Annotated in this window: 14 protein-coding genes and 1 tRNA gene; 3 read left to right on the top strand and 12 right to left on the bottom strand. The window is 70.8% G+C overall.

The window, feature by feature from the left end:
• Positions 1-48 precede the first annotated feature (48 nt).
• Positions 49-657, bottom strand: coding sequence for a phosphoesterase PA-phosphatase (locus BDW27_RS08385; protein ID WP_110048891.1), 609 nt, complete (start codon positions 655-657; stop codon positions 49-51).
• A gap of 388 nt (positions 658-1045) precedes the next feature.
• A tRNA-Pro gene (locus BDW27_RS08380) sits at positions 1046-1119 on the bottom strand.
• Between the two features lie 213 nt (positions 1120-1332).
• Here BDW27_RS08380 and BDW27_RS08375 point away from each other — a divergent pair.
• Positions 1333-2286 carry a helix-turn-helix domain-containing protein gene (locus tag BDW27_RS08375; protein ID WP_017544603.1) on the top strand — a complete coding sequence of 318 codons (954 nt, stop codon included), beginning with the start codon at positions 1333-1335 and terminating at the stop codon, positions 2284-2286.
• Positions 2283-2840, top strand: coding sequence for a dihydrofolate reductase family protein (locus tag BDW27_RS08370; RefSeq protein ID WP_017544602.1), 558 nt, complete (start codon positions 2283-2285; stop codon positions 2838-2840). Before BDW27_RS08375 ends, BDW27_RS08370 begins: the two co-directional genes overlap by 4 nt.
• Before the next feature lie 31 nt (positions 2841-2871).
• Here BDW27_RS08370 and BDW27_RS08365 read toward each other — a convergent pair whose 3' ends face one another.
• Positions 2872-3369, bottom strand: coding sequence for a DUF523 domain-containing protein (locus BDW27_RS08365; protein ID WP_110048890.1), 498 nt, complete (start codon positions 3367-3369; stop codon positions 2872-2874).
• 98 nt (positions 3370-3467) lie between these two features.
• Between BDW27_RS08365 and BDW27_RS08360 the strand changes: the two genes are divergently transcribed.
• On the top strand, positions 3468-4916 hold the full coding sequence (locus tag BDW27_RS08360) for an MFS transporter (protein ID WP_017544600.1): 1449 nt from the start codon (positions 3468-3470) through the stop codon (positions 4914-4916).
• Positions 4917-4986: 70 nt separating this feature from the next.
• Here the strand turns inward: BDW27_RS08360 and der are convergent, their stop codons facing one another.
• From der to BDW27_RS08315, 9 genes are all read right to left on the bottom strand, one after another.
• Positions 4987-6423 carry a ribosome biogenesis GTPase Der gene (gene der / locus BDW27_RS08355; RefSeq protein WP_110048889.1) on the bottom strand — a complete coding sequence of 479 codons (1437 nt, stop codon included), beginning with the start codon at positions 6421-6423 and terminating at the stop codon, positions 4987-4989.
• Positions 6424-6643: 220 nt separating this feature from the next.
• Positions 6644-7333, bottom strand: a complete 690-nt coding sequence (cmk, locus tag BDW27_RS08350) for a (d)CMP kinase (RefSeq protein WP_017544598.1) — start codon at positions 7331-7333, stop codon at positions 6644-6646.
• A 108-nt stretch (positions 7334-7441) separates the two neighbouring features.
• Entirely contained in the window at positions 7442-8584 is a 1143-nt protein-coding gene (locus BDW27_RS08345; RefSeq protein ID WP_110048888.1) for a prephenate dehydrogenase, read from the bottom strand.
• A 131-nt stretch (positions 8585-8715) separates the two neighbouring features.
• Complete coding sequence (gene aroH / locus BDW27_RS08340) at positions 8716-9078, bottom strand: chorismate mutase (RefSeq protein WP_026129265.1); 363 nt, start codon at positions 9076-9078, stop codon at positions 8716-8718.
• A gap of 118 nt (positions 9079-9196) precedes the next feature.
• Complete coding sequence (locus BDW27_RS08335) at positions 9197-11185, bottom strand: pseudouridine synthase (protein WP_110048887.1); 1989 nt, start codon at positions 11183-11185, stop codon at positions 9197-9199.
• Entirely contained in the window at positions 11172-11762 is a 591-nt protein-coding gene (gene scpB, locus BDW27_RS08330; protein ID WP_110048886.1) for an SMC-Scp complex subunit ScpB, read from the bottom strand. The genes BDW27_RS08335 and scpB overlap by 14 nt, the downstream gene beginning before the upstream one ends.
• A complete protein-coding gene (locus tag BDW27_RS08325) occupies positions 11762-12625 on the bottom strand; it encodes a ScpA family protein (protein ID WP_110048885.1) in 864 nt (287 codons plus the stop codon). Before BDW27_RS08325 ends, scpB begins: the two co-directional genes overlap by 1 nt.
• A 120-nt stretch (positions 12626-12745) precedes the next feature.
• The gene (locus tag BDW27_RS08320; protein WP_017544592.1) at positions 12746-13147 is read right to left on the bottom strand and encodes a hypothetical protein; all 402 of its coding nucleotides are present in this window, start codon (positions 13145-13147) and stop codon (positions 12746-12748) included.
• A complete protein-coding gene (locus BDW27_RS08315) occupies positions 13144-14103 on the bottom strand; it encodes a ParA family protein (RefSeq protein ID WP_017544591.1) in 960 nt (319 codons plus the stop codon). The genes BDW27_RS08320 and BDW27_RS08315 overlap by 4 nt, the downstream gene beginning before the upstream one ends.
• Positions 14104-14187 lie beyond the last annotated feature (84 nt).

Below are 14187 nucleotides of genomic sequence, written 5' to 3'. Positions count from 1 at the left end.
GATTAGAGTATTTACTCTAAAATGGGGCTGTCAACCGGGTGGCGCCCGCTAGGTGAACAGATGGAAGAGCGGGCCCGCCAGCCCCGCACCCAGGGCGGCCCCCGCGATCACCTGGGCGACGGTGTGGTCGCGCAGCCGCACCCGGGACCAGGCCACGAGCCCGACCAGCGGCACCAGGGCCAGCGTGTACGAGCCGTAGGTGAGCGCCAGAAGCACGACCACTCCCCCGGCCACGGCGGTGTGCACCGAGATCTTCCACCGGGCGGCCACAGTGATGGCCAACGTGACGAACAGGGTGACCAGTATCGCCGCGACCAGCGCGACCATCGGCCGCGGAGCCCCCAGGAAGACCAGGGTCGAGATACCAGCGGTGACACAGACGATGATGATGGCCAGCGGGACCAGGCGCTGCCTACGGTCCCCCACGTGGTGGTCGCTCCACCAGCCCAGCCGCGCACCGACGATGAGGATGCCGTAGGGAACGATGCCGCAGAACAGCGCTGCCAGCAGCCCCCAGCCCAGGCCGGACGGGTCGGGAGCGCTGTACCAGCCCACAGCCAGAAGGATGACCACGACCAGGACGCCGGGAGCGAAGATCTCGGTGACCAGGCGGGCGGCGCGCTCGCCCGTGCGACGGCGGGGAGTCGGAGTGGTCATGTCGGGTGCTCTCCTGGACTTCGGTGGTGGGGCGCGGAAGACTCCGCATGAGGCGACCGGTGGGCCCGGAGTCGTCGGCCCCCTCGCGCCACCAGTGTCCTCCGGGTTCTCCGATCCCCCGGCGTGGCCACGCGTTTCGACCCCGCCGGCTTCGGAGCGCACGGGCACACACCTGGCAGGGAGGGAACGCTGTGAGCCCACGAGGGGTTGCACGGCGTGCTCGCACGGCCCCGTCGGGCCGTGCGGACGCGAGGGCGGCGCCGTCCTCGATCCCCGCCCGACGCTGGCCGGTCCAGACAGCGGAGACGCCGCCGATGACAGTGGCGAGTCGCCCATCCGCTCCCGGACACGCGAAAGGGCGTCCACCTGAGTGAACGCCCTTCGTTTGTCGGGACGGCGGGATTTGAACCCACGACCCCTTGACCCCCAGTCAAGTGCGCTACCAAACTGCGCTACGTCCCGGCCGCTGGGCAACGCCGTATGCGGCGCCGCCAACGGGGAAAACTCTATCGCATCCTCCGGAGGGTTCGCACCACGATGCGCACCGGGGCGAGGGCACCCGGCCCCGGCGGCGACTCGACTCGCGGCGCTTCCGTCGGGTGCGGAACCGTCGGCCGCCGACACTGCGCAAGAACGGTCAAGCGCGGGCGAGGGCCCCCGGAACATACTGGTCACATGACCGAACCCACCACCGAATCCCCCTCCGGGCGGGACCGTCTGCGGGAGCTGCTCGACGCGGTCCTGGACGAGGACAACACCCGCCTGAGCGAGATGGCCGGGCAGGCGCACGCCTCCCCGTTTCACTTCAGCCGTCAGCTGTCCCGGGACACCGGGGAGTCACCGGTGGCTCTGCGTCGGAGGGTCCTGCTGGAACGGGCCGCCTGGCGGATCGGGCAGGGCAGCAGCGTCACCGACGCGGCCTTCGAGGCAGGGTACGCCTCCGTGGAGGGGTTCACGCGGGCCTTCGCCCGGTCCTTCGGGCACCCGCCGAGCGCCACCACGGCAGGCAGCGGCCGGTGGCTGCCCGCACCGAACGGCGTCCACTTCCACCCACCGATCCACCTGTGGGTCGAGGAGAACCAGAGGGGACACCCCGGCATGGACGTGACCGCGCTCCAGACCCACCACGACGTGGACGACACCGCGCACCTCATCCGGCTCGCCGCCGCACTGCCCGAGGAGGAGTACCGCAGGGTACGGGAGGAGCGGACCGTCCTGTCCTGGGACGGACCCGAGGGTTCCATCGCCGCGATCCTGGACCACCTGGTGGGCACCAAGGAGTCATGGCTCGCCTCCATCGAGGGCGCGGACACACCCGGGCACGGGGCGGACGACCCGGAGTCGCTGCGGATCAGGCATGAGAGGGCCGGGGCGCGCTGGATCGCCGTGGTCACGGACATCGGACGTCGGGACGCCTGGCGTGACCGACTCATCGACGCCCTGTGCGACCCGCCGGAGAGCTTCCTGCTCGGCGGGGTGGTGGCACACGTGCTCACCTACTCCGCTCATCGCAGGCAGAACGTCCGCCACATGCTGCGGGAGGCGGGGGTGGAGGTCGACCAGGGCGACCCCCTGGAGTGGTTGCCGGAACGCTACGAAGCACCGAGGAAACGGGGAGACACAGTATGAGGACCGTGTACGAGACCGCCACAAGTCTGGACGGGTTCATCGCCGACCGGGACAACTCGCTGGACTGGCTGTTCGCCGTGGAGGGAGCACAGGAGGGAGAGGAGGGCAGCGGCGCGATCGACGAGACCGCCGAGTTCATCAGGAACGCCGGGGCGATCGTCATGGGGGCGACCACCTACGAGTGGATCCACAAGTACGAGGGTGACAAGCCCTGGCCGTACGAGGCGCCCACCTGGGTGCTCACCCACCGGGAGCTGCCCCGGCTCGAGGGCGACCTCCGCTTCACCAGTGCCGACACCGACCAGGAGCTACGGGACCTGCACGCCGAGATGGCGCGGGCCGCGGACGGCCGTGACATCTGGGTGGTCGGCGGCGGACGGATCGCCGCGGACCTGGCCAGGCTGGGGCTGCTGGACGAGGTGTCGGTGTCGGTGGCCCCGGTGAGTCTGGGCGGGGGCGCGCCCCTGCTGGACGGACGGGTGTCGCTGCGGCCCCTGGAGGCCAAGCTCATGGGAGCCTTCGCCTGCTTGCGCTACGAGGTCGTGAAGGACTGACCAAGGGGGGCGTCGCCGCACCGGCGCCCCCTCAGCCCGCCTCCAGGGCCCGCAGGCGCTCGGCTGCCTGCGCGACCTCGTCCTCGTTGAACACCGCCACCCCGTTCTCACGGAGCAGGTGCGCCGTCACGCCCTCGCCGGGCACCTTGCGTCCCTCGAAGGCCCCGTCGTACACCTCGCTGGTGCCACACGAGGGGCTGGACTCCTTGAGCACCGCCACCACGACGCCGTGCGTCCGCGCGGTGGCCAGCGCCGCCCGCGCGCCGGAGACGAAGTGGTCGGTGACGTCCACGCCCTCAGGCGTGCGGATCCGGGCCCGCCCGGCGAGCACGTCGGCGGCGTCCGCGCCGGGTTCGATCTCGGCGGGAGGCCTGGGGACCGGCAGCCCCCCGGCGATCTCCGGGCAGTGCACGACCAGGCGGCCCTCCTCCCGCCAGCGGGTGACGGTGTCGTCCCCCACCGGCTTGGCCCGACCGTCGTAACGGACCCTGCGCCCCATAAGGCAGGCGCTGACCAGCACTTTACGCATGAGGCCACGCTACCGCCGCTGGACACGTACACCTCCCACGCTTCCGCCACCCAAAGTGCTTGTCTATGTACGTCAGGTGATTGCACCGAGGGGGAGAAGTGAGCGAACAACCGGGCCAGCCGACCCTGAAGACGGAGCACAGGACCACGCGGAAGGCCGTGGTCGCGGCGGCGATCGGCAACGCGACCGAGTGGTACGACTTCGGTGTCTACAGCTACCTGGCCGTGACGATCGGCCTGGTCTTCTACCCCTCGCAGTCGGCCGGTGTGCAGCTCATCGCGACGTTCACGACGTTCGCCGCGGCCTTCCTGGTCCGTCCGCTCGGCGGCATGTTCTTCGGCCCGCTCGGTGACCGGATCGGCCGCAAGCGCGTCCTGGCCGCCACCATGCTGCTCATGGCGGTCAGCACCTTCTCGATCGGCCTGATCCCCTCGGCCGCGACCATCGGTATCGTCGCGCCGATTCTGTTGCTGGTCGCCCGCATGCTCCAGGGCTTCTCCACGGGCGGCGAGTACGGCGGCGCCACCACGTTCATCGCCGAGTACTCCCCGGACAAGCGACGGGGGTTCCTCTCCTCGTGGCTGGAGTTCGGCACGGTCAGCGGTTACATCGGCGGCGCCTCCATCGTCACGGTGATGACCCTGCTCCTGGGTACCGACACCATGCAGGACTGGGGCTGGCGCATCCCGTTCCTGCTGGCCCTGCCACTGGGCGCCATCGGTCTCTACCTGCGGGTGAAGCTGGAGGAGACCCCGGTCTACAACCAGAACACCGACGGTTTCGCCAAGGACGAGGAGGGCGAGCGCCGCAAGGGCCAGCTCAAGGAGACGATCGTCGGCCAGTGGCACGCCATCGTCCTGTGCATCGGCCTGGTCATGGTCTTCAACGTCAACAACTACATGGTGACCGCCTACATGCCCACCTACCTCGAGGCGGTGCTGGGGTACAGCTCAACCCTGGCCCTGGTGGTGACCCTGGGGGCCATGATCTTCATGCTGGCCACCGTGACGCTGTTCGGTTTCATGAGCGACCGGGTGGGCCGCAGGCCCATCCTGATGTCCGGCTGCTTCTTCGGGCTCCTGCTGTCGCTGCCCGCCTTCTGGCTGCTGCAACAGGGCACCGCGTGGGCGGCGGCCCTGGGCGTGCTGGTCCTGGCCTTCACCCTGGTGCACTTCTCCGGCGCGGGCCCCGCCTCGCTCCCGGCCTTCTTCCCGACCAAGGTCCGTTACGGCGCCCTGGCCATCAGCTTCAACATCTCGGTGGCGCTGTTCGGCGGCACCACCCCGCTGATCTCGGAGTCGTTGGTGCAGGCCACCGGGAACCCGTACTCCCCCGCCTGGCTGGTGATGGCCGCGAGCGTCATCGGACTCGTCGTGGTCTGGCGGATGAGGGAGAGCGCCGGGAAACCGCTCCCCGGCGCCCCGGTCATCCCGGTCCCGGAGCGTGCCCCCGGAACCTCCGGGAACCTGCCCTACCCGAGGAAGAGCGGCGAGTTCGGTTCGGGCATCCGGGGCAGCAACGTCCGCCGCCTGCCCACGGACACCTGAACGGACGCACAGAACACGACGAAGGGGGCGCCCACCGGGACGCCCCCTTCCTCATGCCTCGAACCCGCCGCTAGCGGCGGCCGCCGCCACGCGGCTTGCGGTCCGGACGCACACTGCCCTTGGAGGCGCGGCCCGGGGTGGCGTTCTTCTTCTCCCGGATACGCATGCTGATGTGCACCGGGGTCCCCTCGAAACCGAAGTCCTCGCGCAGACGACGCTCGATGAACCGGCGGTAGTTCTCCTCAAGGAACCCGGTCGTGAACAGGATGAAGTGCGGCGGACGCGCACCGGCCTGCGTCGCGAACAGGATCTTGGGCTGCTTGCCGCCACGCACCGGCGGCGGGGTGGCCGCCACCAGCTCCTTGAGCCAGTTGTTGAGCTGTCCCGTGGAGATCCGCTGGTTCCATCCGGCCAGGCTGGTCTCGATCGCCGGAACGAGGCGCTCCATGTGGCGGCCGGTCATGGCGGAGATGTTCACCCGGGGAGCCCAGGAGACCCGCGCCAGCTGGCGGTCGATCTCCTTCTCCAGGTAGATGCGGCGCTCCTCGTCGAGGACGTCCCACTTGTTGAAGGCCAGCACCAGACCGCGCCCGGCCTCCACGACCTGCTCCACGACCCGGATGTCCTGCTCGGCCAGCGGCTCGCTGACGTCCATCAGCACCACGGCCACCTCGGCCCGCTCCAAGGCGGTGCCGGTGCGCATCGTCGCGTAGTAGTCGGCGCCCTGGAGCGCGCGGAACCGACGGCGGATACCGGCGGTGTCGATGAACTTCCAGGTCTGGCCGCCCAGCTCGATCAGCTCGTCGACCGCGTCACGGGTGGTACCCGCGACCGAGTCCACGACCACGCGGTCCTCACCGGCGAGCCGGTTGAGCAGGCTGGACTTGCCCACGTTCGGGCGGCCCAGCAGGGCGATGCGGGACGGACCGTCCTCCTCGTCCTCGGCCTCGCCCACGGGGGTCTCGGGGAAGGCCTCCACGATGGCGTCCAGCATGTCACCGGTACCGCGACCGTGCAGGGCGCTGATCGGGAACGGCTGTCCCACACCGAGGTTCCACAGGTCGAGGGCGTCGGCCTCCTGCTGCCCGCCGTCCACCTTGTTGGCGGCCAGCACCACGGGCTTCTTCGTGGCGCGCAGGACGCGGGTGACCGCGGCGTCGGCGTCGGTGATGCCCACGGTCGCGTCGACCACGAACAGGATGACGTCGGCGGTCTGCGCGGCGTACTCGGCCTGGCGGGCGACCATCGCGGCCAGGCCGCTGACGCTGGTCTCCCAGCCGCCGGTGTCCACCAGCGTGAAGCGGTGGCTCTGCCACTCGGCGTCGTAGGCCACCCGGTCACGGGTCACGCCCGGGACGTCCTCGACCACGGCCTCACGGCGGCCGATGATCCGGTTCACCAGGCTGGACTTACCGACGTTGGGGCGGCCGACGACGGCGACGACGGGCAGCGCCGCCTCCTCGCCCTCGGGCGCCTCGCCCACGTCGGACACGTCGAACTCAATCATGTACTCACTCCCGGTTCCAGGTCCTCACGCGCCCAGGATGCGTGCCGCGAGGATGTCGAAGGATTCAGCGCGATCGCCACGTGAATCACCACGGGCGCCACCGTGGGCGCCCGTGTCCTGCCACGGAGGGCAACCCCCGTGGATGTTCGTGTGTTCCCCCTGACGGGGGTGGTGTGGCCGGTCTCTCCCCGGCCTCCCACCGTCTCCGGCGGGTCGCTCGCTAGCTGTCGCGGGCCTCGTCGGCCAGCTTGACGACCAGGGCGACGACCTCGTCGAGGGTGAGACCGGTGGTGTCGAGCTCGGTGGCGTCGGCGGTCTGCGTCAGCGGCGAGTGGGCCCGGCTGGAGTCGAGCTTGTCCCGGCGGGCCAGGTCGGCCTGGGTGGCCGCGACGTCGACGGTCCGGACCTCCTTGCTGCGACGCTGCGCGCGCGCCTCGGAGCTGGCGGTCAGGAACAGCTTGACGGGGGCCTCGGGGGCGACGACCGTCGTGATGTCACGGCCCTCCACCACGATACCCGCGCCTTCCTCACGAGCGGTCTCGATGACCTCGCGCTGGGTCCGCACCAGCAGCTCACGGGCCTCGGGCACGGCCGAGACGGCGCTGACGCTGGTGGTGACCTCCTTGCCGCGGATCTCGACGGCCACGTCGCGGCCGTCCACTGTCACGGACGGAGAGGACGGGTCGGTGCCCATCGAGATCACCGGACGGCCGACATTGGCGGCCACCGCGGCGGCGTCGTCGACGTTCACGCCGTTGTCCAGCATCCACCAGGTCAGGGCCCGGTACATGGCCCCGGTGTCGAGGTAGCGCAGCTCCCGCGCCCTGGCGACACCCCTGGCCGTGCTGGACTTGCCCGACCCGGAGGGACCGTCGATGGCGATGACGATGCCCTTGCCCTGCGCGCTCACTGCTGCTGACTCCCGAAATCACTGTGCCTGCGTCGGCGTCTGCTGTCGCCGACGCCTCAGCCTACCTTCGTGCCGAGACGCCCGGCACCACGGGCACCGGCCGTGGATTCACAGGCCCGGGTGGACCGACCAGCCGTCGGCGGAAAGCGCGGCGGCGAGGGTGTCGACCGCCTCCGGGAGCAGGTACAGCTCGGCCACACCCAGCGGCAGGCCGGGGCTGTGCTCGATCCGCACGTCCTCGATGTTGACGCCAGCCGTGGCGGCCGCAGCGAACAGCCGGCCCAGGGCTCCGGGCTCGTCGGGGATGACCACGGGGATCACGGTGTACTCGGGGCGCCGGACCGACCCGTGCTTGCCGGGGATGCGCGCCTGCCCCGAACGCCCGCGCGCCAACAGGTCGCGGACGGGCTCCAGGTCGTCCCGAAGCGGGGTCCCGAGCCCGGCCTCGCTCCAGGAGCGCAGGGCGTCGGCAGTGACGGCCAGGTCCGCGGCCACCCCGCGCAGCACCTCGGCCACCGGACCCGCGTTGTGGGTGAGGATCTCCTCCCACATGGCCGGATCGCCCCCGGCGATGCGGGTGACGTCGCGCACCCCCTGGCCCGCGAGGGTCAGCGCGTCGTCGTCTCCGGACAGCAGCCGGGCGGCCACCGCGGAGGCGGCCACGTGCGGGGCGTGCGAGACCAGCGCCACCGCGCGGTCGTGCGCCCGGGCGTCCAGCACCAGCGGGTCCGCGCCGCACGCGCGGGCCAGGCCGGCCACGGCCTCGACGGAGGAGTGGTCGGCCTCCGGGGTGGGGCACAGCGCCCAGGAACGGCCGAGGAACAGGTCGGCGCGGGCGGCGCCCGGACCGTGCTTCTCCCGGCCGCCCATGGGGTGTCCGGGCACGAAGGTCGCCATGTCGCAGCCGAGCCGCTCCGCACCCTCCAGCACGCTCGTCTTCACGCTGGCCACGTCGGTGTACACCTGGGCCAGTTTCCGCTGCTGGGCGTCGCGCAGCACCGCCGGGACGACGGCGGGCGGGGCGGCGATCACGGCGAGGTCCGCGGGGGCACCGTGCCCGGCCTCCTCCAGCGGACGCCCCGCGCCGAGGTCGCAGGCCAGGCTCAGGGAGGCGGGGTCCGGGTCGCTGAGGGTGACGTCGACGTCGCGCGCACGCAAGGCCAGGGCGATCGAGGTACCGATCAGACCGGTCCCGACCACGGTGACCCGGCGCGGCTCCGTCCGGCGCGTCCCGGCCGCTTCCTCGCCCACAGCACTCCCCCGCTTCACCGTGCCCACGCCTGTCGCGGGCACGGTCCAAGGGTACGACCTCCTGACCAGGCCTCCCGCCCGCGGTGCCGGTGGAGTCCGCGGCCGGGGAGCGGTGGCGACGCCGGGGCCGACTACTGGGCGATGTCCAGGCGCAGAGCCTGGGCGCCGCGCAGGTAGACGTGCTGGACCTCGGAGCGCGGGAGGTCGGTCTCCACGTGGGCCATCAGCCGCACCACGCGCGGCAGGGCTCCGGGGACGTCGATCTCGGACGCGCACATCAGCGGGACGTCGGTGAAGCCCACACCGCGCGCCGCCAGCGCGGGGAACTCGCTGGTCAGGTCAGTGGTGGCCGTGAACAACACACTGATCACGTCGTCGGTGGTGAGCCCGTTGCGGCGCATCACCTCGGAGACCAGTTCGGTGGTGGCCTCCAGTACCTGCTCGCGTTCGTCCGCGTCGACCTGCACCGCACCGCGAATGGCCCGTACCGCCACGTTCGATCCCGCTTTCGTCCTCGTCGGTGGTGCCGTCGCCTTGGGGGACACAGGAGACGGCGGCCGCTCCCCGGGAGTGGGGCGCGACCGCCGTCAACTGTATCGACAGACCTCCGGGTCAGAGACCCGCGGCCTTGTAGAGTTCGCCGACCTCGCGCGAGCTGAGCGCACGCATGGTGCCCAGTCGCAGGGTGTTGAGGTCGATCGGACCGACCTGGGTGCGTGCCAGGTCCGAGACCGGGTGGCCCACCGCCTCCATGAGGCGACGCACGATGTGCTTGCGTCCCTCGTGCAGACGGATCTCCACCATGGCCTGGGCGTCGTCGTTGTCGACCACGCGGAAGGAGTCGACCTGGACCGGCCCGTCCTCCAGCTCCACGCCCTTCTGGATCTCGCGCACCACGCGGTGCGGCACCGGGCCGGGCACCTTCGCGATGTAGGTCTTGACGACCTTGTAGCGCGGGTGCGTGAGGCGGTTGGCCAGATCACCGTCGTTGGTCAGCAGGATGAGACCCTCGGTCTCGGTGTCCAGCCGACCCACGTGGAAGATGCGCTCGGCGGTCTGACCGGCGTAGTCGGCCAGGGTCGGGCGACCCTCCGGGTCCCACATGGTGCTGACCACGCCGCGCGGCTTGTTCAGCGCGAAGTACAGCTTGTCCGGAGCGGTGACCACGCGCATGTCGTCGACGCGGATCTCGGAGGCCTCCGGGTCGACCCGGGCACCGAAGCGGCGGACGATCTGACCGTCCACGCTCACGCGCCCGGCCGCGATCATCTCCTCGCTGGCCCGACGGCTGGCGACGCCCGCGGCCGCCAGGGCCTTCTGGAGCCGGATGCCGTTGGGCACGTCCGTGTAGGTGTCACGGGAGTCACCGGAGTGACGGTCCTCGTCGCGTGGGTCGTAGTCCGCGCGAAGGGCGCTGAGCCGCTCACGCGCCGCCTTGGAGAGCTGGTTCTCGCTCTTGACGTCGTTGACGGGCGCGTGGTCGCGGCGGACCGGGCGCTGGTCGCGGTCCCGGTCGTCGCGGCGGGGACGGTCGTCGCGGCCCTGCGGACGGCCGCCGCGGTTGTCGTCACGGCGCTGGTAGCCGCCACCGCGCTTGTCGTCACGGCCCGGGAGGCGACGCCCCTGGGCGTCACGGCGGGGACGCTCGTCGCGGTGACCGCCACGGTTGTCGTCACGGCCCTGATAGCCGCCACCGCGCTTGTCGTCACGGCGGGGACGGTCGTCACGGCCCTGCGGACGGCCGCCGCGGTTGTCGTCACGGCGTTCGAAGGAACGGCCACCACGGTCGTCGCGCCGCTGGTCGCGGCCCTGCGGACGGCGGTCGTCGCGGTCGAAGCGACCACCACGGTTGTCGTCACGGCGTTCGAAGGAACGACCGCCACGGTCGTCGCGGCTCTGGTACCCGCCACGGCCACGGTCGTCCCGACCCCGGTCGTCGCGGCGGGGGCGGTCGTCACGGCCCTGCGGACGGCCACCGCGATCGTCACGGCTCTGGTAACCACCACGACGGTCGTCACGGCCCTGCGGACGGCCACCACGGTCGTCACGGCTCTGGTAACCACCACGACGGTCGTCACGGCCCTGCGGACGGCCACCGCGATCGTCGCGGCTCTGGTAGCCGCCACGACGGTCGTCGCGGTCGAAGCGACCACCACGGTTGTCGTCACGACGGTCGTAGGAGCGGCCCCCACGGTCATCACGACCCTGGTAGCCGCCACGACGGTCATCGCGGCCCTGCGGACCACCACGGCGGTCGTCGCGGCCCCGGTCGTCGCGGTTCTGGTACCCGCCACGGCCACGGTCGTCGCGGTCGAAGCGACCGCCACGGTTGTCGTCACGACGGTCGTAGGAGCGGCCCCCACGGTCATCACGACCCTGGTAGCCGCCACGCCGGTCGTCCCGGCCCTGCGGACCACCACGGCCGCGGTCGTCACGGCGGGGACGGTCGTCCCGGTCGTAGCGTCCGCCACCACTGCGGTCGTTCCCGCCTCGGTCGTCGCGGGGGCCTCGGCCGCCGCGGTTGTCATAGTCGCCGCGCTCACCGCGCGGGGCGTGTCCGTCCCGCTCACCACGGGAACGTTCTCTGTTAGGTGTGCTCACCGGTGTCGTCAAGACCTTCGATGTCGTCGGGGAGGAACGGCGCCAGATCAGGCAGTTCGTCCAGGCCACGCAGGCCCAGCCGTTCCAGGAAATAGGAAGTGGTCCGATACAGCAGCGCACCGGACTCGGGATCGTGTCCGGCCTCTTCGATCAGGCCCCTCAGTACGAGGGTACGCATAACCCCGTCGCAGTTGACCCCGCGAACGGCGGAGACCCTGCCACGTGAGACCGGCTGGCGGTAGGCGACGACAGCCATCGTCTCCAGTGCGGCCTGGGTGAGCCGCACCTCCTGCCCCTCCCTGAGGAAGTGCTCGACGATGTCGGCGCACTCGGGGCGCGTGTACACACGCCACCCCTCAGCCACCGCCCGTAGGTCGAAACCACGGCCCTGTTCGGTGTATTCCCGGGAGAGTTCCTCCAGGGTACGGGTCACCACCTCCAGCGGCACGTCCATGGCGCGGGCCAGGTCGTACTCGGACACCGGCTGGTCGACCACCATCAGCACGGCCTCCAGGTCGCGGCGCAGGGCTGGAGGCGTGGAGAGTTCCTCGGCCCCGGCGGTGTGCTCTGCGGTCATCACTGCTCCCCCGGTGTCGTCTCGGCGGTCGGTTCCGCCTCGTCGTAGTCGGACTCCAGCTCGACGTCCTCGTCGCCGCCGGTCCAGGTGACGGTCAGCTGCTCCAGCGGAACGGGCTGGTCGAAGCCCACGTTCGCGGCGCGGTAGAGCTCCAGCAGGGCCAGGAAGCGGGCGACGACCTCGAAGGTACCGTCGCACTCGGCCGTCAGCTGGGCGAACGTCAGCTGCCCGTGCTCCCGGAGTTCGGCCACCATCAGCTCGCCCTGCTCCTTGACGGAGGTCTTGGTGAGGTGGATGTGGGTGACCGAGACACTGGGCGGCTCCCGGGGCGTGAACACCAGGCCGGCCAGCGCCGCGAACTCCTCGGGGCCGAGCTTGAACAGCACGTCCGGGCGCATCCCCGCGAACCGCTCCTCCAGCGGCACCGCCCGCGCGTACCTGCGCCCCTGCGTGGCCAGGCGCTCGCGCATGAACGAGGCGACCTCCTTGTAGGCGCGGTACTGGAGCAGCCGGGCGAACAACAGGTCGCGCGCCTCCAGCAGCGCCAGGTCCGCCTCGTCCTCCACGTCGCCGCGCGGCAGCAGGCGGGCGGCCTTGAGGTCGAGCAGGGTGGCCGCGACCAGCAGGAAGTTGCTGGCCTGGTCCAGGTCCCAGTCGTCGCCGAACCTGCGGATGTGCGCGATGAACTCGTCGGTGACCTTCGACAGCGACACCTCGGTGATGTCCAGCTTGTGCTTGGAGATCAGCCCGAGGAGCAGGTCGAAGGGGCCCTCGAAGTTGTCCAGGTGCACCTGGAAGGCGTTCTCGTCGACCTCGTCGGCGCCGTCCGCCCCCGGCGGTGCGCCCTCCTGGTCAGTCACCATGACGGGTCCACGTCTTCTCGCTCATGACACAAGGGTGTCACCGGCTGGGACCAGCCGGTGACACCCTCACTCTCGGGTTCCCGGTCGCCGTCCGCTCCCCCAGCGGTCGGCCCGGGGACGTCAGTCCTCGGTCAGCCGGCGCACCAGCATGCTGCTGGAGCCGTGCTCCTCGAAGTCGGCGAGCAGCACGGCGACGGCCTCGCGAACGAGGCGGCCGCGGTCGGCCGACAACCCGTGCTCCGCACGCAGCGAGAGCCGGGTCTGTTCCAGGGCCAGCAGTTCGGCCCCGGAGACGTAGACGGTGATCTTCTCGTCGTGGCGTTGGCGCCCGCTCGGCTTCGGAGCGCGGCGTACCTTGCTCCGCCCCCTGCCGTTCGACTTGCGCGCGGGCCGCTCCGACGAGGCCTCGGTGGTGCTCTGTCGATCCTGTTCCGGTACCTGGTACTGGCGTTCGGTCTCGACCGGTTCCTCTTCGGGACCGGAGGGGCGGAAGAACAGCTCGTCCGCCCCGGGTAGCGTCACACGTCGTGACCGCTGAGAGGCCACCTCGCCAGCACCTCCTTGGCCAGCGACCGGTAGGCGTTGGCCCCGGCCGAGGACGAGTCGAACCTGGTGATGGGTTCGCCGGCCACGGTGGCGTCCGGGAAGCGCACGGTTCGGTTGATCACCGTGCCGTACACCTTGTCGCCGAAGCCGTCCACGATCGTGGACAGCACCTCGCGGGCGTGCAGGGTGCGCGGGTCGTACATGGTGCCGAGGAAACCGTCGATGACGAGGTCCTCGTTCAGGCGCTCCTGCACCTTCTGGATGGTGTCCATCAGCAGCGCCACACCGCGCAGCGCGAAGAACTCGCACTCCAGCGGCACGATGACCCCGTCCGCCGCGGTCAGCGCGTTGACGGTCAGCAGGCCCAGCGAAGGCTGGCAGTCAATGAGGATGACGTCGTAGTCGTTGATGACCGGGCGCAGAGCGCGCCCCAGCATCTGCTCACGGGCCACCTCGCCGACCAGCTGCACTTCGGCGGCCGACAGGTCGATGTTGCTCGGAATGAGGTCCAGACCGTCGACGTCCGTCTTGAGCAGGACGTCCTCGACCGTCACGTCGCGCTGCATGAGCAGGTTGTAGACGGTCAGGTCCAGCTCGCGCGGGTCCAGCCGTCCCAGGCCCACGGACAGCGCGCCCTGCGGGTCGAAGTCGACCAGCAGTACCCGTCTGCCGTACTCCGCGATGGCGGCACCGAGGTTGATGGTGGTGGTGGTCTTACCGACCCCACCCTTCTGGTTACAGAGTGCTACAATCCGTGCCGGACCGTGTTCGTCAAGCGGCGCAGGCTCCGGATATGTACGCACGGGTCTCTTGGTGTGCAGATCCGCCCCCGTGTTGCGTGTCGTCCCCCACGGGTTGCTCACCGGGTCGGCGAAGCCCTCCTCGCCGACGGGTGCGGTGTTCGCCGCCTCGTCGTTGTCCGACCAGTTCACAACCCTTGACCTCCCCTACGGACCGGCCACGGCCCGATGGGACTCTTGACGTTTCCCACGACTGGCCGCCGTCGGAAACTCAAT

The organism is Nocardiopsis sp. L17-MgMaSL7 (assembly GCF_003182025.1).
GTDB lineage: Bacteria > Actinomycetota > Actinomycetes > Streptosporangiales > Streptosporangiaceae > Nocardiopsis > Nocardiopsis prasina.
This window is presented reverse-complemented; position numbering and strand designations above follow the sequence as displayed.

What these genes read in the sequence shown, in the direction of transcription:
- BDW27_RS08385 (WP_110048891.1), bottom strand. Translation starts at nt 657, where the DNA reads ATGACCACTCCGACTCCCCGCCGTCGCACGGGCGAGCGCGCCGCCCGC.
- BDW27_RS08375 (WP_017544603.1), top strand. Translation starts at nt 1,333, where the DNA reads ATGACCGAACCCACCACCGAATCCCCCTCCGGGCGGGACCGTCTGCGG.
- BDW27_RS08370 (WP_017544602.1), top strand. Translation starts at nt 2,283, where the DNA reads ATGAGGACCGTGTACGAGACCGCCACAAGTCTGGACGGGTTCATCGCC.
- BDW27_RS08365 (WP_110048890.1), bottom strand. Translation starts at nt 3,369, where the DNA reads ATGCGTAAAGTGCTGGTCAGCGCCTGCCTTATGGGGCGCAGGGTCCGT.
- der (WP_110048889.1), bottom strand. Translation starts at nt 6,423, where the DNA reads ATGATTGAGTTCGACGTGTCCGACGTGGGCGAGGCGCCCGAGGGCGAG.
- scpB (WP_110048886.1), bottom strand. Translation starts at nt 11,762, where the DNA reads ATGACCGCAGAGCACACCGCCGGGGCCGAGGAACTCTCCACGCCTCCA.
- BDW27_RS08325 (WP_110048885.1), bottom strand. Translation starts at nt 12,625, where the DNA reads ATGGTGACTGACCAGGAGGGCGCACCGCCGGGGGCGGACGGCGCCGAC.